Origin of the sequence: Nostoc sp. LEGE 06077 (genome assembly GCF_015207705.1) — a bacterium.
In the GTDB taxonomy this organism is placed as follows: domain Bacteria; phylum Cyanobacteriota; class Cyanobacteriia; order Cyanobacteriales; family Nostocaceae; genus Nostoc_B.
Map to the genome: position 1 here is coordinate 15,599 of NZ_JADEWI010000047.1, position 18,579 is coordinate 34,177.

General features: G+C 38.1%; 15 protein-coding genes and 1 tRNA gene. 12 read left to right on the forward strand and 4 right to left on the reverse strand.

The annotated features are described in order from the left end of the window. Positions 1–23: 23 nt before the first annotated feature. Together IQ244_RS23780 and IQ244_RS23785 are read right to left on the reverse strand one after the other, a co-directional pair. A complete protein-coding gene (locus IQ244_RS23780; RefSeq protein ID WP_193898635.1) occupies positions 24–2,444 on the reverse strand; it encodes a sucrose synthase in 2,421 nt (806 codons plus the stop codon). Positions 2,445–3,545: 1,101 nt separating this feature from the next. Next, positions 3,546–3,618, reverse strand: a tRNA-His gene (locus IQ244_RS23785). A gap of 128 nt (positions 3,619–3,746) precedes the next feature. Between IQ244_RS23785 and IQ244_RS23790 the strand changes: the two genes are divergently transcribed. The 4 genes from IQ244_RS23790 (at position 3,747) to IQ244_RS23805 (ending at position 8,086) form a co-directional block, all read left to right on the forward strand. After that, positions 3,747–4,127, forward strand: coding sequence for a DUF4359 domain-containing protein (locus IQ244_RS23790; RefSeq protein ID WP_193898637.1), 381 nt, complete (start codon positions 3,747–3,749; stop codon positions 4,125–4,127). A gap of 59 nt (positions 4,128–4,186) precedes the next feature. Continuing rightward, positions 4,187–4,909, forward strand: coding sequence for a sirohydrochlorin chelatase (locus IQ244_RS23795; RefSeq protein WP_193898567.1), 723 nt, complete (start codon positions 4,187–4,189; stop codon positions 4,907–4,909). Further along, positions 4,906–5,730, forward strand: a complete 825-nt coding sequence (cobA, locus tag IQ244_RS23800) for a uroporphyrinogen-III C-methyltransferase (RefSeq protein ID WP_193898569.1) — start codon at positions 4,906–4,908, stop codon at positions 5,728–5,730. Before IQ244_RS23795 ends, cobA begins: the two co-directional genes overlap by 4 nt. Positions 5,731–7,132: 1,402 nt before the next feature. After that, complete coding sequence (locus tag IQ244_RS23805; RefSeq protein ID WP_193898571.1) at positions 7,133–8,086, forward strand: hypothetical protein; 954 nt, start codon at positions 7,133–7,135, stop codon at positions 8,084–8,086. Positions 8,087–8,304: 218 nt separating this feature from the next. Here the strand turns inward: IQ244_RS23805 and IQ244_RS23810 are convergent, their stop codons facing one another. Both IQ244_RS23810 and IQ244_RS23815 read right to left on the reverse strand, forming a co-directional pair. Then, entirely contained in the window at positions 8,305–8,682 is a 378-nt protein-coding gene (locus IQ244_RS23810) for a response regulator (RefSeq protein WP_193898573.1), read from the reverse strand. A gap of 53 nt (positions 8,683–8,735) precedes the next feature. Continuing rightward, the gene (locus IQ244_RS23815) at positions 8,736–9,836 is read right to left on the reverse strand and encodes a response regulator (protein ID WP_193898576.1); all 1,101 of its coding nucleotides are present in this window, start codon (positions 9,834–9,836) and stop codon (positions 8,736–8,738) included. Positions 9,837–11,205: 1,369 nt separating this feature from the next. Here IQ244_RS23815 and IQ244_RS23820 point away from each other — a divergent pair. The 8 genes from IQ244_RS23820 (at position 11,206) to cpcA (ending at position 18,561) form a co-directional block, all read left to right on the forward strand. Beyond that, entirely contained in the window at positions 11,206–12,144 is a 939-nt protein-coding gene (locus IQ244_RS23820; protein WP_193898578.1) for an RluA family pseudouridine synthase, read from the forward strand. A gap of 782 nt (positions 12,145–12,926) precedes the next feature. After that, complete coding sequence (locus IQ244_RS23825; RefSeq protein WP_193898580.1) at positions 12,927–13,445, forward strand: phycocyanin subunit beta; 519 nt, start codon at positions 12,927–12,929, stop codon at positions 13,443–13,445. Between the two features lie 73 nt (positions 13,446–13,518). Further along, positions 13,519–14,007 (forward strand): phycocyanin, encoded by a 489-nt coding sequence (locus IQ244_RS23830; RefSeq protein WP_015113949.1) that lies wholly within the window; start codon positions 13,519–13,521, stop codon positions 14,005–14,007. A gap of 136 nt (positions 14,008–14,143) precedes the next feature. Continuing rightward, on the forward strand, positions 14,144–14,980 hold the full coding sequence (locus IQ244_RS23835; protein ID WP_193898582.1) for a phycobilisome linker polypeptide: 837 nt from the start codon (positions 14,144–14,146) through the stop codon (positions 14,978–14,980). A 118-nt stretch (positions 14,981–15,098) separates the two neighbouring features. Continuing rightward, a complete protein-coding gene (locus tag IQ244_RS23840) occupies positions 15,099–15,869 on the forward strand; it encodes a HEAT repeat domain-containing protein (protein WP_193898585.1) in 771 nt (256 codons plus the stop codon). Positions 15,870–16,249: 380 nt separating this feature from the next. Continuing rightward, complete coding sequence (locus IQ244_RS23845) at positions 16,250–16,879, forward strand: HEAT repeat domain-containing protein (protein ID WP_193898587.1); 630 nt, start codon at positions 16,250–16,252, stop codon at positions 16,877–16,879. Between the two features lie 590 nt (positions 16,880–17,469). Beyond that, on the forward strand, positions 17,470–17,991 hold the full coding sequence (locus tag IQ244_RS23850) for a phycocyanin subunit beta (RefSeq protein WP_015113944.1): 522 nt from the start codon (positions 17,470–17,472) through the stop codon (positions 17,989–17,991). Between the two features lie 78 nt (positions 17,992–18,069). After that, positions 18,070–18,561, forward strand: a complete 492-nt coding sequence (gene cpcA / locus IQ244_RS23855) for a phycocyanin subunit alpha (protein ID WP_015113943.1) — start codon at positions 18,070–18,072, stop codon at positions 18,559–18,561. Positions 18,562–18,579 lie beyond the last annotated feature (18 nt).

An 18,579-nucleotide genomic window follows, 5' to 3' on the forward strand; every position in this document is an offset into this window, starting at 1 on the left:
TTTTACTATTGACTATTGATCAATTACCGATATTTATGCTGCTCTAGAAGTTGTTGCGCTCTGGGTTTGTAGATTAAATAGAACAAACTTTCTAGATAGCGTAATAAATCCTCACGGTTTTCTTTAGATGTAAAGTTCCAGAAGCCGTAAATTCTGGCTAAAGATAACAGCTTTGTAGTGTGAATTTTCCAAGTGTATGTAGTGTAAACTCGGTCAATTGCTTTCTGAGAAATTGATTCCCAATACTCAGGATTTTGTTCGCATTTAGTCACAAAATCTAATATTTTTGTGGCTGTTTCTGTTAAATTAGTGGGGTTAATGTAAAATCCGTTAACTCTATCTTGAATAATTTCTAAAGGCCCCCCAAATTGAGTGGCAAAATTAGGTAATCCAGAAATCATGGATTCTAAAATTGTTAAACCAAAGGCTTCAAATAAAGCTGGTTGGACAAAAACACCTTTACGGTCAGCAATCACGCGATAGATTTCGCCAGAGTCACTTTTGGACAGGCGCACACCTAACCAGCGAATTTTGCCATGTAAATTGTATTCATCAATAATGTGGTAAAGTTTGACAATTTCATCGCGTTCTTCATTATCATCTGATTCTTCGGTGCGTAACTTACCTGCGACTAAAATTAAGTTACAATGCTCTTGCAAATCTTTGCTTTGACCAAAACATTCGGCTAAACCAGTCAAGTTTTTAATGCGGTCGAGACGCGCCATTGAAAATATCGGGCGCTTGTTGCGGTCATCAAGTTTACCAAAAATTTGACTAGAGTCTTCTAAGGTAAATAACATTTCGTCCAAGCGCAAGCGATCGCTTTCTACCCGTTCTTGCGTTCGCGTATAGGGAAAGTAATAATTTTCGTTCACCCCAGGCGGAACAACATTAAATTTAGGGCTAAATAATTCAATACCATTCACCACATGATACAACTCAGGCATGGTGAAGCATTTATAGGACTCATATTGTCCCACACTATCAGGTGTACCAACAATTTCTTGGTAAGTGCTACTGACGACAAAGTTAGCAGCATTCATGGCGATCAAGTCAGCAGTAAATTGTAATGAGAAATGATATTTCTCATCTAAATCTTGCCAATAAAGATTACTAAACAAGTATTTGGATTTTTCTAAAGCATGGGCGATATTACACTGGGTAACTTTCATCCTTCGCGCCAAGAGAAAGGCGACTAGGTTTCCATCAGTATAGTTACCCACAATTAAGTCGGGTTTACCGTGGAATTCAGCTAACAGTTCTCTTTCTGAGTCAATGGCGAAGGTTTCTAAATAAGGCCAAAACTCAAATCGAGAAATCCAATTTTGTGTCATCTTGGGATTAAAGTCCCGCAATGGTACACGCAAAATCCACGCATTATCTGTACCGTGAACTTTTTCGAGTCTTTGGTTACATAGTGTACCATCGCTATTCGGAATCAAGCGGGTGAGGATAATCACTTTTGGTTGAACATTCAGCCCGTCTAAACCAGCAAGTAAGACATCTTCTTGTAGTTGCTTTTCTAAATTTCTAGCTTGGTCGAGAACGTAAACAACCTGACCACCTGTATCGGGTCTTCCTAATACTCCCTCTTGTCCAAACCAACCGTGTGCGGAAACCAAGACGATTCTAAAAATCATCGGAACACGGGAAATAAATGCTTCTAGAGTTTGGGGGCCGGGTGAATCAATTAATTCGTCTAATATGTTTAAAGTTTCTTCTACCCTTTGCGCGGTGTTTCCCCAACCTGGTTCAAAACCCAATGTTTGCAATTGAAAGCGGAATTCATCGTAGAGTTCATCACTAGGGCGTTCGTTAACAAAAGCGATGGCTTTTTTAACTTGTTGCGATAGTTGTTGCTGTGATTGAATCCGATTATTAATTAGTAGTTGAATGCCATTATATTGATGCAGGCGTAAGAAACTAAATAAGCTTTCTAGCCATTGTTTGGGGTCTTGGAAGAGTTTGCTAGAAAGATAACGGTTAAGATATTGTACGCCCTTACCGATATTTTTGGGGTCGCGGATGACTGGTGTGTAGTCGTAAAAAGGGCCGAAGTCTAATTCTAGCAAGTCGCCTTCGTTGGGGTGGAATTTGTTGACGAGGCGATCGCGCAGATCCAGCAGTTCTTGTACTGTCATTGCTTCTACACTCAAGTCTGCTGTCAACCGATAAACTTCTTGACTAGCAATCTGAGGACGGATAATAAAACAAAAAGTGGAGTCTTCTTGAATGATTTCTTGAGTGTAGTAGAGGAGTTTCCCTAAGAGTGAAAAAGTGTATAACTTTTCGGGCTTTTCAGTTTTCGAGCAATATTCACTATATACATACAATATGTCATTCCGCAGCAAGTAATTTTTGTCTTGTTGGCGTAGTTGACTAAGAAAGGCACGTAAATCATTTTTTTCTTCACTCTCTAGGACTGCTTGGATCAATTCAGACATATTCACCTCGAAATCAATAGGTACAAACACAAATAAACACAGATAAACTATTTCTATCTGTGTTTCCAAGTTTACGGGCTTCATTCGTGTTCTTCTTTACTTAAAGTAGCGATAACTCAGTATTATTCCCTCTAACTAAAGGTGGACAATTTTCCTAACTTCAGGATGATTCAGTTTATCTAATGCTTTCAATACCTGAATTATCAAAGATGGCAATTTTTATCTAAAAGCTATCTCTTGATGGATGCCGATCATTTTCATCTTGGTTAATGACTTAAAAAAAGCTAATTTCTAGCAGCGGACAGATGACAGGTGACAGAGTTAAAAGTCTTTTGGTGTCTAAGTTTTATCGTTTACCAATGTCCTAACTACTTTGGTTACGGCTACAAAATTAATACGTATGTTTAGTCAGCATACTAGTCATCGCCTATACATTTTTTGACAATTAACTACACTAGCAATCTATTCAAGATTAACTTTTATCAATAGACTAAATATTGCCGAGCAAATCGGTAAGAAAAGTTAATATTTTTATCTTAAAACTGACAATAAGTTTGAACTTAAATCAAATAAAATCAACTTTTGATATTAGTTAAATTAATTCAGATTTGTCCTAGCTATAATTGCAGCACATAATGATTCAATCAGGGACGGTGTATATGCAAGACCATTCGCATAAATTCCCAACAACCGACCACAGCATTGGCAATATCTTGATTATCTCATTCATCCTATTCTGTGGGATGACTTTTATCTTTCTTTTAGGAATTTTCTAATAGTGATTTTTGCAAATAAGAAATTTATTGGGAAGCAAAAAAATCAATTTGCTTCCCTTTTTAATGTTATGTAGCGTTTCCAACTCTGGTTGGGTGTATTTCATTTGCTTGGGAATTGCTATATTTCTAACTTAAGCAAGATTGGATATGCTTTTGTGCGTTTATGTTGTGTGATTGAGGCTGTTATTTGCCAATACTAATGACAACCTTTACAAGTGGTTATTTATTAAAATTAAAGTGTTTACAAAGGTTTAACCGGAATTGCCAAAATCACATTTAGCTATTCCGGTTTACACCGTTGATGTTAGTAATTTATATTAACTAGGGCGAACGATGGGAATTGAACCCACGAATGGTGGTACCACAAACCACTGCCTTAACCACTTGGCTACGCTCGCCATTCATTTATCGCTTACTAAACATAGCATCTATTTAGTGATTGAGCAAGCATTTTTTTCAAGGAACGGACTTTACTAATGTATAGTCCAGGAACACTAATGACTATCAGAAGATGACAGTGAGAAATATCAAGCTTTTGACCATAATGGCATTGGCGATCGCTACCAGCATAGCTATAGTTGGCGTAGCAATGTCTAAAACCAATCCCACTTCCGATGAATATGAAGAGTATGCAGTACACCGACTGACACAATATTTAAAAAATGATGTGTGTAAAAAAACATCTAAGCTGATTGAAAGTTTACTTAACTCTAACTGTGGCAAACTAGTAGATTCCACTAATCCTCAGATGCGAGAATTGCTGGCTAAGACGACGGAAAGACAAGACTTTTTGTTGTTTAGTGTGTATCGCACAGATTTAACTCTTGGTGCTTGGCTACCTGGGTACAAGTTTGAAACGGTGGGAGCTTTTCATAATTTTTATACTTACAGCGCCGAAGAGCAATAATCTTCACCAACTCTTCCATCTAAGATTAAGCTTAGTTAGCAAGAGTTACACTTTTACCAATGTCATCTGCATATCTGCTGGTATCTCATGGAAGCCTTGACCCACGTCCAGAAATTGCTTTGCAGCAATTGACAGAGTTGATAGATAGAAAGCAGCAAAGTTACGCATCAGGCAAAAAACTAGTAGGCTTGGCTTATTTAGAAACACGTCCTGAACCTCTGCACATCCAAATCAAAGAGTTTGCTTATAGTGCGGTTGTGGCTGGATGTAACAATCTCAAAATTATTCCGCTATTTCTGTTACCGGGAGTCCATGTTATGCAAGAAATCCCTGAAGAAGTAGCACTAGCACAACAAACTGTAGGAGAAGATATCAGCCTGGAATTGCTTTCATATTTAGGTAGCAACCCTGGTTTGACACAGTTGTTATCCCAACAAATGGCTGATATCACAACCCAGGCATGGATTTTAATTGCTCATGGTAGTCGTCGTCCAGGATTTCAACAGCCAGTGGAAACTATAGCAGCAAATATAGGTGCAATAGCTGCTTATTGGTCTGTACCTCCTAGTTTAGAAACACAAGCAGAACATCTGGTAGCTGCTGGTAAAGAAAAAATTGCGATTTTGCCATATTTTTTATTCGCAGGTGGCATAACCGATGCGATCGCCCAACAAACAGAAACGCTAAAATTAAAATTCCCTGCTGTGACTTTCCAATTAGCTCAACCTTTGGGAGCAAGTGCAGAGTTAGCTGATTTGATTTGGGATTTGATGAACGAATGAACTGCACAGAAAAAAAAGAGCAGAAGAATTTGGGAAAAGTTTATTTAGTAGGTGCAGGGCCGGGAGACCCCGGCCTCATGACTCTCAAAGGCAAAGGTTTATTAGAATGTGCCGATGTCGTGATTTATGATGCGTTGGTGAGTCCGGCAATTTTAGCAATGATTAATCCCCAAGCAGAACAAATCAACGCTGGTAAGCGCATGGGGAGACATTCGTTATTACAAGATGAAACCACGCAATTATTAATTGATAAAGCGCAAGATCATGCCATAGTTGTGCGACTCAAAGGCGGCGACCCGTTTATCTTTGGTCGCGGTGGCGAAGAAATGACAGATTTAGTCAAAGTTGGTATTCCTGTAGAAGTTGTACCAGGAATCACATCGGGAATTGCGGCTCCAGCCTATGCAGGTATACCTTTAACTCATCGCTTGCATAGTTCTTCAGTAACTTTTGTCACTGGACATGAGTCTGCTGGCAAGTATAGACCGAAAGTCAATTGGCAAGCGATCGCCCACGGTTCAGAGACAATTGTAATTTACATGGGTGTTCACAATCTATCGCACATTATTGAAGAGTTAGCAGCGGCGGGTTTAAGTTTAGAAACACCAATTGCTTTAGTGCGTTGGGGTACAAGACCCGATCAAGAAGAATTAATTGGTCAGTTAGGCACAATTGTAGAGCAAGTTGAGCAAACAAAATTTGATGCCCCCGCGATCGCGGTTATTGGTTCTGTAGTGAATCTGCACGGTATATTATCTGGTTGTCGTCCAGAACATTCATCTTTTCATTTAAATACAAACAATCAATCACCTACCTGTTGAATCTGAACCTCAGAAAGAGTCAGTATCTTCATCTCAATCCGCTTGGTTTCAAGAAACGAGATTTTACCTCTCAGCGCTTATAGGTTTGATCTTATGGATTTACTATCAAGCATTGTTTTCCAGACTAAGTGTAGTTATTGATATTTGTGTTTTGCTATTGGTTGGTCTACTCATAACAATTATGGCTGGTTTTCCCGTTCGTCAAGCGTTCAACACCATTATTAAAAGCATATTACAAAGTATCTAAATCCTAAACTGCACGCTAAATATTGCTTATACGATTTCGTCTTGATAATAATGCGTCTCAAAATATCGCTCAAAAGTGATCTACTTCTCAAAAGCAAGTCATTATCACTGATGATGACTATTTTTACCCCCTTTATTTCTGCTGTAAAAATTGACATCAGCAGTTAACTTAACATACTAGAAAATAAATATAGTTTCGTTAAAGATTAAAGAAAAAATTTAAAGTTAATCGAAAGAACATATCAGTAATATCTATTATCTTTAAAATGTTTCTTACTTAAGTAAATACACAAATTTAAATCAGTTTAAATTTACATAGGCTTTTTAATAATACTACAATTTTAAAAACTAATTAAAGACTAAGAATCATAAAAGTAGCTTTTTCAATCGAAATTTACGGAAAAATAGTTGATTTGATTGACATTACATCAGGATTTTACATAAACCTACATACTACTGATGGATATTTAATTTATGTATTACCACTGACAGTAATGTGTTAATAAAAGTTAGAGGTTGTGTATAAAAAGCAGCATTATAGCATGTTATTTCAATCGCTCTTTTATTATTTTCGAGAAATCCGCATGATCTTACTCGTTAATAATTTATTTAGAATACAAAAAAGCTAAGTTATACTACTTACTAGTTTCGATTGAATTAACCTTACTCTTAGAAGATATCTGAAAACTTTTTGATGTTGTAATGAACCCTAAAAGATTACTCTAAATTACCCCTAAAAAATGATACTTTGAAGCATTTCAGGGTAGTGAGTATAGGTACTGAATCCTCTAAAGAGGATGTTTTTAAAGCCTTCTTGACTATTAGCAACAAGTCTTAGATTCTCTCAAATCCTCCCGCAAAAGAGAAGCCAGTTTGTTGAATATCAATAGCTGTGTTAAGGCAGTGCAGTCTTAGGATTTCCCTGGGAAGAACTGCTGCAATCATCTGCTGTTGTCGTATATAGCAACTTCTGGTCAGACTCTGCGTGCCTATTCATACTCTATAAACATACCTAAATAGGGTCGATATTGGGGATGAGAGGAAGACAAAATGCTGATAATTACAGGCAAATTCTTTTGAAACAGCCTCCCAACTTTTCTGCTAATTGTTCACTTTGGTCAGAATCAACACACCTACTTGTAGAGATAAAACCATCATGAATACACCCTTGATTAAATTGGAAGAATTGCAACAAGGTAAAATTCTTGTTGATGAGTTGGGATTGCTAACCGAGATGCCTGATGAGTTAGTCCAACTCTCTCATAGAGTTAAACAAATTATGGCTGGTTCTCATGTAGTACAAGGGATGTGTGCAGGTGATTATTTTTCTCTAGTAACATATTCAGCAATTTATTGGGGAATAGTTAAAACTTTTCCTCGCACTGTGATTAAAAACGTCAGAAAATTCTTGAATCGTTTTTCTGACAACAATTCTAGTCGCAATTTGCTTTTAGTCTTCAACTATACAGGGAAAGAACGAGAAAAAATCTTAGCTTCTCTACAATATGGAATATCTGGTATTGCTAAAGATTATGGTTTTGAAGAAGGTAGCCATTTAGATTATTGGAAGAAGTTAATGGCTTCTGTAGGAATAATGGTTGATTCCAATACAGGCAAACTTTCTCCAGAAGGAGCTAAACTCATAGCGCAGCTTGAGCGGGCAGAACCAATCATGACAATGGATACCTTAATTAATAAAGAAACTGATATGCGAAACGCCTTAATTGGGATGTTAGCTGTTGAGTTTATCGCTGTAAGTATTTCAGAATGTGTCATTGACTCTCCAGCGGCTCAAATACTGTTTTCTCCAAATGGCAGAGGAATACCACGGGATTGGTTTGATGTCCATTATCATTCTGGAGATCAGCACATATTAGAGGATGGCGAATATGATTTAACGCCAGATTTTGACCAGCTAAAATTACCTCATGATACTATTAACTACAATATGTTAAAAATGGCACATATTGCTGATTATGCAGGTGAAGAATTGCCGGATATCTTGCAAGAAAAAGTGTTAAATGTAGCCACAGCTTTTGCTGCTGCTGGTAATTACAATTGTAAATTTGACGACGAGTTAATTAATCTGAGTTTGTCTGTTAAGCCTTAAAAAATTTGGGCTAAACTCTACGAGATTAATCTCGTGTATGTAACAGTTCTAAATCATTCATTAACAACAAGATACCTGACTTCTTTAAGAAGTCAGGTATATATGGCAGTATTGGATACAGAATTAGATTCTAGATTGTTTGTTAAGTAATATTTCGCTAACGGTATCAGTAACTCATTTCGATAGCATTTTAATTACAAAGTGGCGATCGCCGCAATCTATCTCTTAACGGATTGAATCGCACTCAGTAATTCTGCTGCTGTGTAAGGCTGAGTTAAATAAGCATCTGCACCTTGCTTTCTACCCCGCACAAGATGACTCATCTGATTTTTAGCACTACAAATTAAAATCGGTACTTTCGCTTGGCTGGGATGACTTTTGAGGAAGCGACACAATTCAAAACCACTCATCCCTGGCATAAATACATTAGTAATAATTGCATCGGGCTTTTCTTCTAAAGCAATTTCTAAAGCCTCTTTTGCAGTTTTAGCTTGAATAATTTTATAACCCTGAACTCCCAAATCATGAGTGACTATTTCTAGTTCACTGAGAGCATCTTCCACAATCAGAATTGTACCCACCCAAGTAATACTCAATTCTGAATCTCCCGGAAAATAATTTAGTTGCTTTATTCTAACTAAGTCGGAAATTACATAATATGTTGAAATATAATTTTCATTAAATCTCCTTGGGTAAAAGGTTTTGTTAAATAGCCAGAAGCTCTGACTATTTTAGCTTTTGCTCTATCGATAAGACTGACTTTTTCCGTCACCATAATTATGGGTGTGTTTTTAAAATAGGCGTGTTTTCTTAACAAAGTGCATAACTCATAGCCATCTAATTCAGGCATATCCACGTTTAATAAGATAATGTCTGGTTTAGTCCGAAGAACTTCCATTAAAGCTTTTAAAGAATCTGTAACTCCCACAACCGAAAATATTTGCTCATCTAAAGAATTTTTAATGACATTTAATAAAGCAGGGCTATTATCAATACAAAATATTGTGTAGACTTTTTTTTCTGTCGATGGAGAAGAGTTTGCTTGGTAATTATGATGGCCAGGGTTAGCAGGCTGTGATGGATAGCGGTTAATTTTGGGTAATTGGGGTTCAGGTTTAGGTTGAGGTTTTGGTTTGGTGTGCAAAAATGACGATCGCAACCCTTGATAATTAACCCCAGATGTACTACTTTCTGTATATTGGGAACTATCTTGATAAACCCCATCTCTTCCCCGCTTTTGACATCGTTCGACTAATAAGCGGAGATTAAGATGGCAGAATTTAGGCATATCATCCAAAAAGCTTTCGGGGATGAATTCATAACTACCCTCTTCTAAGTTCAAAAATGAGTCTAGAACTTCTAAGGCCAGTTGTTCTATGAGTATGGCTGCTTCTATTGGACTAATATACTTTTGATTAACTAACCAGCAAATCGCTAAATAATCTGGGTTAGGGATGGCTTGACTACCAGCGCCAGTTTCAAATATTGCCCTAAGTTGAGCATCAATACCACAAGGTAGAGTAGAAATTTGCTCACTCAAGCGTTCCAAATTTCTGTAAAGCGGCTCAAACATCTTTTCGGAGTAGCACGCATAAATTAACTTACCCTCATCTATATATATTGACCAAGCACCAGATGTGCTAAAAACCTGTAAACAACCAGTCACAGATTTACTGGTGATTTTTTTCAACAGAGATAACGGCTGGATTTTTTGAAAGAATCTATATCTACTAATAGGCAGGGTTTTCATAGGAATATCTTTAAATATAAGTACATATCGGCAAGTCAAATTAGTGAATAACCTAGGCGTTATTCACAGCCAAATATTTTGGCGATGCTATTCAGCTAAATATAGCGGTCACATTTCAGTTAGTACAGAGATTCTTTACCCCTAACACTAAAAGAGTCAATCTCTGATAAGATGTTGCTAACATAACTACACCTAACTAAGAAATACCAAACGAATCTATTGCCCAATAGTAAAATATCTGAATTGGTGCCTGTAAACAGTATCCAAAAGTCAACTTTACTTTTTTCACTTGCAATAATTTGGCTAGTTTAACAGTACAGCATATTTTGCATTTAGAAGTATTGGCTCCAACCCATCAGTAGCAAATCTATCCTTAATATACGTATAAAATTGCTTAACTGATAGCTTTTTTAGGACTAAAACCTGAATTTAGATATATACTTACTCTGGAAAAATCAAAAGCCAAAAAGTATATATCAAGACTCAGTGATAAAAATAGCCTCAGTAAAAGGTAGGAAACTTACTCTAGATAACGTTTGCACCATGTAATTGAGCCACACGCACTCAAAACTTGTTTTGGTTTTATATGTCAGTAAACATTTCGCCAGCACTATATCTGAGTTTTATAAATTAAAGCTGATGGAAAAACTCAAAAAGTGTAGTCAATACAAGTACAGGAGCTAAATTCAGCAAAATGGTAGATAGTCACCAAATTTATTTTTTGCCATCAGATAAAAATATATTAGCTTTATGATAAACAAACTATAAAAATATGAATGTAATGATTATTTAAAGGTTTTAATTGTCTGGAATTCAGCAGAGTATCCGGAGAATCTAAAGAAGTACTGTAATGAATCATATTTGGTAAGGCTAGAGAAAATTTAAAATATTTTAAATAGGGAAATCTATCTTTGCGAATCAATATGCAAAGTACAATCCCATAATTTAGTAGCACAATATTAGAAAATTGGACTATTGAACTATTAAGCTAAAATTAACTATGCCACTTGTGTAAAAGGGGATTACGTTCATGGTGACTCAGTTACCTTCTTCTACCAAAAAAGACATCATCTACCCGGAAACTGTATGAAGTCTGTTCACACATATCTTGCAATAGCTAGTTTATGGCAATTAAATTTAGGTGGGCAATACGGAAAAGTTCCTCAAATCTTATTTTTACGTTGTGGACATTGCCCACTCTACGGTTATTGAGAATGATGCAAGATATCAATTTACCCTTGGGGTTCCCACCCACGCAGTGTGTGAAGGATGAAATTTCATCCTAGTAAGTTGTAATACCAAAAGTTAACAGTCTTTGTTTTTTACTGTTTATACTTCAATCTCTCTATTCCCCACTCCCTAATTCCTGATGCAAACCGAAATTAATTTACAAGTCGAAGAAAATAGTGAACGTTTAGACCGTTATCTTGCGGAAGAATTACCCGACATTTCTCGTTCTCGCCTTCAGCAGTTCATTGAAAAAGGTAACGTCCAAGTTAACGCTCAAGTCTGCACATCTAAAAAGGTGAATGTGAAAGTAGGCGATCGCATCACTCTACAAATACCAGAAGCGCAGCCCCTAGAGATACTAGCGGAAGATATTCCTCTAGATATTCTTTACGAAGATGACCAGTTAATCATTCTCAACAAACCAGCCGGCTTAGTTGTTCATCCTGCACCGGGACATCCTGATGGCACACTAGTAAATGCTTTGTTGGCGCACTGTCCAAATCTTCCCGGTATTGGCGGAGTTCAGCGTCCGGGAATTGTGCATCGATTAGATAAAGATACAACAGGTGCGATCGCTATTGTCAAAACTGACATCGCCTATCAACATTTACAAGCACAACTCCAAGCCAAAACCGCACAGCGAGAATATTTAGGCGTAGTTTACGGTGCGCCTAAAACTCAAAGTGGGACGATAGATTTACCCATTGGTCGCCATCCCCAAGACCGCAAAAAAATGGCTGTTGTCCCTGTAGAACAAAGTGGACGCGCATCTGTTACACATTGGCACATATTAGAGCGCTTAGGTAACTACACATTAATCCATTTTCAATTAGAAACAGGGCGTACTCATCAAATTCGGGTTCACAGTGCCAAAATCGGACATCCCATTGTTGGCGACCCTATTTATAGTCTTGGTCGTTCTGTCGGTGTGAATCTTCCCGGACAAGCATTACACGCTTGGCGGCTAAAATTGCAGCACCCTATTTCTGAAGAGTGGATTGAGGTGACAGCACCACCACCGCAAACATTTACAACTTTGTTAGAAGTTCTCCGCCGCAGAGGAGCAATCTCTTCTTAAAAAGAGAATCTAAAGAATTTTTCGATTTCCCTTCATTTACCTTTACAAAAGCTTACACATTGATTTTTGCCAAAAATCGCAGTAAGTAATAGCAATACTGGATGAAATGCTTATAAATAAAAAGTTATAAGTAAATTAAGAATATATCTGCTACTTAAAATCAAAATTGTCTTATTTAGCCCATAAAAATAAAATATTGTGATATAAGTTACAGATTTTATCTAAAAATTTTGAACAAGCTACTAATGCTCGACGAAAGAGAAAAATAAAAACTTAAAAGTTAAAAGGCTTGAATTTTCAGCTTTTAGTTGGTCTTGAGCAGTAGCTTGATTCCTGCTGTATTATGACATATTCACAAGTCATACTGTGAGAAAACCCTGTTATATAAGTGGTATTTTTTACTTAGCTCAAAAAAGCTGAGAAACTGTATGAAGTAATATACTCAAAAGTGTCTAATTGTAAAGTAAATCTAGACCGAATATCAGCAGAAGCTTTGTAGAGCAACACTTTAGCTAAAAAGCTGTATGGAGTAACACTATTTTACAAAACTTAAAAATAAAGTCACTCAACCAATATATAAAATACAAACAAGGTTTTAAAAGCAATTAGAAAAACCAGCAAAATTAGCTGTCTTTGGGAATAGTTGATTGCCGCAAAATATTGTTATTTCAAATTAGGATTTGAAATAGCTATTCTGTTATGCAATAAGTTTTTTTCAATAGATTAATTGCTATAGCCTTCATATAATATCTGCAATGAATGACCTTTAGGAGGAATAGAAAATGCTCGACGCTTTTTCCAAAGTAGTTGAACAAGCCGATAAAAAAGGTTCATATCTTACTGGTGAAGAAATCAACGCATTATCAGCAGTAGTTTCTGATAGCAATAAGCGGTTAGATATTGTTAATAGACTAACAGGTAATGCTTCTTCAATTGTGGCTAATGCTTATCGTGCTTTAGTTGCGGAACGTCCGCAAATTTTTAATGCTGGTGGTGCTTGTTTCCACAATCGTAATCAAGCTGCTTGTATTCGTGACTTAGGATTTATTCTACGTTATGTCACTTATTCTGTACTAGCGGGTGATGCCAGCATCATGGATGATCGTTGCTTGAATGGTCTCCGCGAAACCTACAATGCTCTAGGTACTCCTGGTGATGCTGTAGCTTCAGGCATTCAAAAAATGAAAGATGCAGCGATTGAAATCGCTAATAACCCCAATGGTATTAGCAAAGGTGATTGTAGCCAACTAATCTCTGAATTAGCCAACTATTTTGATCGCGCCGCTAGTGCTGTTGTTTAATAAACTTTTTGGGCAAATTTTTCGCCAACTGGTTGTTAGTAATTAGTCGAAAATCGAGGAGATTAGGAGAATTATGAAAACGCCTTTAACTGAAGCGATATCTGCTGCTGATGTGCGCGGTTCTTATCTCAGCAATACCGAAATGCAAGCAGTATTTGGTCGTTTCAACCGCGCTCGTGCAGGTTTAGATGCTGCCAAAGCATTTAGCAATAATGGCAAAAAATGGTCAGAAGCAGCAGCAAATCATGTTTATCAAAAATTCCCCTACACAACTCAAATGAGTGGCCCTCAATATGCCTCTACACCCGAAGGTAAATCTAAGTGTGTACGCGATATTGACCACTATCTCCGCACCATTAGTTATTGTTGTGTAGTTGGCGGTACTGGCCCTTTAGATGAATATGTAGTTGCTGGTTTGAGTGAACTCAATAGTGCCTTGGGTTTATCTCCTAGTTGGTATGTAGCTGCTCTTGAATTTGTGCGTGACAATCATGGTTTAAATGGTGATGTAGCTGGTGAAGCTAACATCTATCTCAACTATGCAATCAACGCATTAAGCTAATACAAACTTATGGGTCTTTGGAAATAGATAACTGCTCAATAAGTAGAATAATTTTCTACTTTAGTTGCGGCATTTTTCTACTACCGAAGACCCAAATTTATTGCGAACAAAAATTTAAACAGGAGCGATTGTTAAAATGAGTAGTTCAGTCGCAGAACGGCTAGGAATTAGAGATGAAATTGGCGTTAAAGTTGAGTTACGCCAAAATTGGAGCGAAGACGAATTACAAAAAGTATTTCGTGCTGCTTATCAACAAATTTTTGGTCGTCAAGGATTATATGCCAGCCAAAAATTTACTAGTGCCGAAGCTTTATTACGTAATGGCAAAATTAGTGTCCGGCAATTTGTCGAGACTTTAGCAAAATCTGAATTTTACAAAGAATGCTTTTTTTATCAAAACTCCCAAGTGCGGTTTATTGAATTAAATTATAAGCACTTGCTGGGACGCGCACCCTATGATCAATCAGAGATTGCTTTCCATGTAGATTTATATGCTGCTCGTGGCTACGATGCAGATATTCAGTCTTACATTTATAGCCCAGAGTATGACAATGATTTTGGGAATTCTATCGTTCCTTATCATCGTGGATTTCAGTCAATTCCCGGAATGAAAACGGTAGGTTTTAACCGCATATTGGAACTTTATCGCGGTTGTGGTAACAGTGATAATGCCCAAATGGGACGGAGAAATTCTCGTCTGCGGACGAAAATCTCCTTAAATTTGGCTAATGGAATTTTGCCACCAACTTCCGCAGGTACAGGTTTTGTCTCAGAAGCACCGGCTTTAATTAGTTCGGCTGCCAAAGGAGATAGCCGAATGTTCGTTGTTGAAGCGATCGCTGGTAAAATCGGTTCTCAATCCGCAGTCCGCCGCAGCCGTCAGACTTACACTGTACCTTATGAACGTCTCTCAGCTATATACCAAGAAATTCACAAGCGTGGTGGTAAAATAGTCAGCATTTCGCAAGTGTAAAAAGTTCTAAGTAGCTTCAGCGGACAATCCTTGAAACTGGGTGTGGGGGTGTAGGGGTGTAGGGTGTAAAAAATCTCTATACCCCTACACCCTTAACCCCTTATACCCTTATTTCATCATGACCACTAACACAGCCGAACCAATTCTTTCACCAGAAACAGCGATCGCCGCATTATCTAGTGATGATAATCAAATTCGCTATTATGCGGCTTGGTGGTTAGGTAAACATCAAGTGCAAGCAAGCTGTATGGCGTTATGTGATGCTTTATTTGATGAACGCTATCGCATCCCATCGGGGGGTTATCCGTTGCGTCGTCAAGCTGCACGCGCTTTAGGACAATTGAAAAATCCCCAAGCTGTAACAGCGTTAGTGACAGCGTTAGAATGCGACGAGGATTTGCGTCTGCGAGAAGCGGCGATCGCTGCTTTAGCCGTTATTGGTGACAAAAAAGCCGTAACTCCTTTACTCAATCTTTTGCAAACCAATCAAGAACAACCCTATGAAGCTTTGATTGAAGCATTAGCAACGCTCCAAGTTTGGTCAGCACAGCCGCAAATTGAACGGTTTCTCAAACATCCTTCTGAGCGAGTGCAATGTGCTGCGGCTCGATATATGTATCTTTTAACTCAGGAACCCCAATACATCGAACGTATCGTTAAAAACCTCAATCATGACAATATGTATTTACGTTGGGCAGCGGTTTTTGACTTAGGTGCAGTTGGACATCAACAAGCTATACAGGCAATCTTGAAGGCGCAGGTTCCTAATAGTTTGAAGCTGTTAAATTTAAAGCGCATTTTAGAGACTCTTTTGGAAAGTAATAATTATGAACCAGACACCGCTTTGTTAATTTTTCAAGCGATAGATGATTTATTAATCCAACTTTAAAATTCAAAAATAAAAAATCAAAAGTAAAAAGGCAAAAGCTGATTTTTTGTCATTTTTACTTTTGCCTTTTATACCAATTTTTTATGAAGCTGCATAGAATTTGCTCACCCCTTAAAAAGGGCTACAGTGTACACACAAATATTCGTGTAGTACATCTATCTCGCCTCGGAATTCATTCCGAGGCGAGATAGTGCAAGTCATCTCAAAATGACTCAAGCAAAAATGTCTTCCAGTCCACCCTTTATGGACTTTGGCTATGAGCCTGGAACGTTAGTTATAGGCCGGATGTGTTTGAACTGGAATGCTCTCAATTGGTATTACCTTTTAACTTCTCATAACCAGTCTTTTTGCCATACAATTTTTTATCAGTGAGCAAAACCATGAATATAACTAGCAATATTGAAGAATTAATTGCCCAAATAAATCATGCCTCGACACCAGAAACACTAATAGCAATAATCACCACTATAGGTTCTAGTAACACACAAAATCTAACCGTGATTAACGCTTTAATTGCAAGTTTGAGTCATCATCATCCAACTGTGAGAACTGTGACTGTAGATGCGTTAGTTAAGCTAGGAAATTCTACAATAAAGCCTTTAATTGACGCATACAAAGCTTCTGGTGATCAAGGTTTACAAGCTCATATTATTCAAGCCTTAGCTCAAATTGGTTCCTCTGATGCTTTGAATTTGTTAGCGGAAGTTGTGGGTACAGCAGTCGCTAATCATTGCCAAGGGAATGTGCGCCGAATTGCTGTAAGAGGATTAGGGAAAATTGCGCTTAATTCTCCCGATGCAGAAGTTATTGGTCTTGTTCAAGAAAAGCTAATTTGGGCTTTGCTTAACCCGGAAGATTGGGGACTGCGTTATGCTGCGGTGGTGTCTCTACAAGCAATCCTCACCCCCGAAGCCCAAGTTGCTTTACAAACTGCGATCGCCCAAGAAGCCGATAACGTAGTGCGATCGCGCATCGCCTTGGCCTTGGAGTCAGGAAAAGCGGACAAATGACAAACGACAAATGACGCATGACAATCGTCCCTTGACCCTAAACCAAGCACTCACAAAAATGTTGCGAAATATTTATTTTATGTTTCTTCACAATAACCATCCGGATGCGAAAACTGGTGTAAAACTGCAATATCTTGCTTGGTAAGGGTTGTAGGAAAATTAAGAAAATATTAAACGGGACATATTTACAGAAAAACTTGTCAAATATAAAGTTGTGTAACAAAAAATTTGGACTTTTCTCAGTTACAGCCCTTGTATGTAAAGGATTTGAGGGGGTTCTTATGACTGCAACTTATTTATTCATAATTTGTAACAAATAAAGGATCTATAGCGTTGTATAAACATAAGCTGGAGGGGTAAATAACAGACAGAACATAAACAAGGCAATCAATTCGTAAAGTTTGCTCGTTTCTCATAAAACCAACCCTGGTTCTCATAATTTTTTTCATGATGTAGCAGGCGAATCTGAGAGCGGCAAAAATACAAATAGGTACTTTGGTCTGTTATGTTCCATCCCGACCAAAATTGATAAAACATTACCAGTTTTAATCGAGACATCTCTCAACTAAGGAATTAGGAGATTAGAGTCCATGACATTAGATGTATTCACCAAGGTAACTTCTCAAGCTGATGCTAGAGGCGAGTTCTTAAGCAACGAACAATTGGATGCTCTATCTAACGTTGTTAAAGAAGGCAGCAAGCGCTTAGATGTTGTTAACCGCATTACAAGCAACGCTTCTGCTATCGTTACCAACGCGGCTCGTGCTTTGTTTGAAGAGCAACCCCAATTGATCGCTCCTGGTGGTAACGCTTACACCAACCGTCGCATGGCTGCTTGCTTGCGCGACATGGAAATCATTTTGCGCTATGTAACCTACGCTATTTTAGCTGGTGATGCAAGTGTCCTGGATGATCGCTGCTTAAACGGTTTGCGTGAAACCTACAACGCTCTAGGTACACCTGGTTCTTCTGTAGCTGTTGGCGTTCAGAAGATGAAAGACGCGGCTGTTGCGATCGCTAACGATCCTAACGGTATCACCAAAGGTGATTGCAGTGCATTGATCTCCGAAGTAGCAAGCTACTTTGATCGTGCTGCTGCTGCTGTTGGTTAATAGCAGTCCCAAAGTCTAATACACAAGTATTAGGCAACTAGGTAAAAAGACTAAAAAATACCAAGGAGATTTGAAAAGATGGTTAAAACACCAATTACCGAAGCTATTGCAGCTGCTGACACCCAAGGACGTTTCTTAGGCAACACCGAATTGCAAGCTGTTAACGGTCGTTATGTACGTGCTGCTGCTAGTTTAGAAGCTGCTCGTGGTTTGACCTCCAATGCTCAACGCTTGATCGATGGTGCAACCCAAGCTGTTTACCAAAAATTCCCTTACACCACCCAAACACCCGGCCCTAACTTTGCTGCTGACAGCCGTGGTAAATCCAAGTGCGCTCGTGACGTTGGTCACTACCTACGGATCATCACCTATAGCTTAGTTGCTGGTGGTACTGGCCCATTGGATGAATACTTAATTGCTGGTTTGGCTGAAATCAACAGCTCCTTTGATTTGTCTCCTAGCTGGTACGTAGAAGCTCTGAAGCACATCAAAGCTAATCATGGTTTGTCTGGTCAAGCTGCTAACGAAGCTAACACCTACATCGACTACGCTATCAACGCTCTCAGCTAGATAGTTTTTTGCCCGGGG

What these genes read in the sequence shown, in the direction of transcription:
- IQ244_RS23780 (WP_193898635.1), bottom strand. Translation starts at nt 2,444, where the DNA reads ATGTCTGAATTGATCCAAGCAGTCCTAGAGAGTGAAGAAAAAAATGAT.
- IQ244_RS23795 (WP_193898567.1), top strand. Translation starts at nt 4,187, where the DNA reads ATGTCATCTGCATATCTGCTGGTATCTCATGGAAGCCTTGACCCACGT.
- cobA (WP_193898569.1), top strand. Translation starts at nt 4,906, where the DNA reads ATGAACTGCACAGAAAAAAAAGAGCAGAAGAATTTGGGAAAAGTTTAT.
- IQ244_RS23805 (WP_193898571.1), top strand. Translation starts at nt 7,133, where the DNA reads ATGAATACACCCTTGATTAAATTGGAAGAATTGCAACAAGGTAAAATT.
- IQ244_RS23815 (WP_193898576.1), bottom strand. Translation starts at nt 9,836, where the DNA reads ATGAAAACCCTGCCTATTAGTAGATATAGATTCTTTCAAAAAATCCAG.
- IQ244_RS23820 (WP_193898578.1), top strand. Translation starts at nt 11,206, where the DNA reads ATGCAAACCGAAATTAATTTACAAGTCGAAGAAAATAGTGAACGTTTA.
- IQ244_RS23825 (WP_193898580.1), top strand. Translation starts at nt 12,927, where the DNA reads ATGCTCGACGCTTTTTCCAAAGTAGTTGAACAAGCCGATAAAAAAGGT.
- IQ244_RS23830 (WP_015113949.1), top strand. Translation starts at nt 13,519, where the DNA reads ATGAAAACGCCTTTAACTGAAGCGATATCTGCTGCTGATGTGCGCGGT.
- IQ244_RS23835 (WP_193898582.1), top strand. Translation starts at nt 14,144, where the DNA reads ATGAGTAGTTCAGTCGCAGAACGGCTAGGAATTAGAGATGAAATTGGC.
- IQ244_RS23840 (WP_193898585.1), top strand. Translation starts at nt 15,099, where the DNA reads ATGACCACTAACACAGCCGAACCAATTCTTTCACCAGAAACAGCGATC.
- IQ244_RS23845 (WP_193898587.1), top strand. Translation starts at nt 16,250, where the DNA reads ATGAATATAACTAGCAATATTGAAGAATTAATTGCCCAAATAAATCAT.
- IQ244_RS23850 (WP_015113944.1), top strand. Translation starts at nt 17,470, where the DNA reads ATGACATTAGATGTATTCACCAAGGTAACTTCTCAAGCTGATGCTAGA.
- cpcA (WP_015113943.1), top strand. Translation starts at nt 18,070, where the DNA reads ATGGTTAAAACACCAATTACCGAAGCTATTGCAGCTGCTGACACCCAA.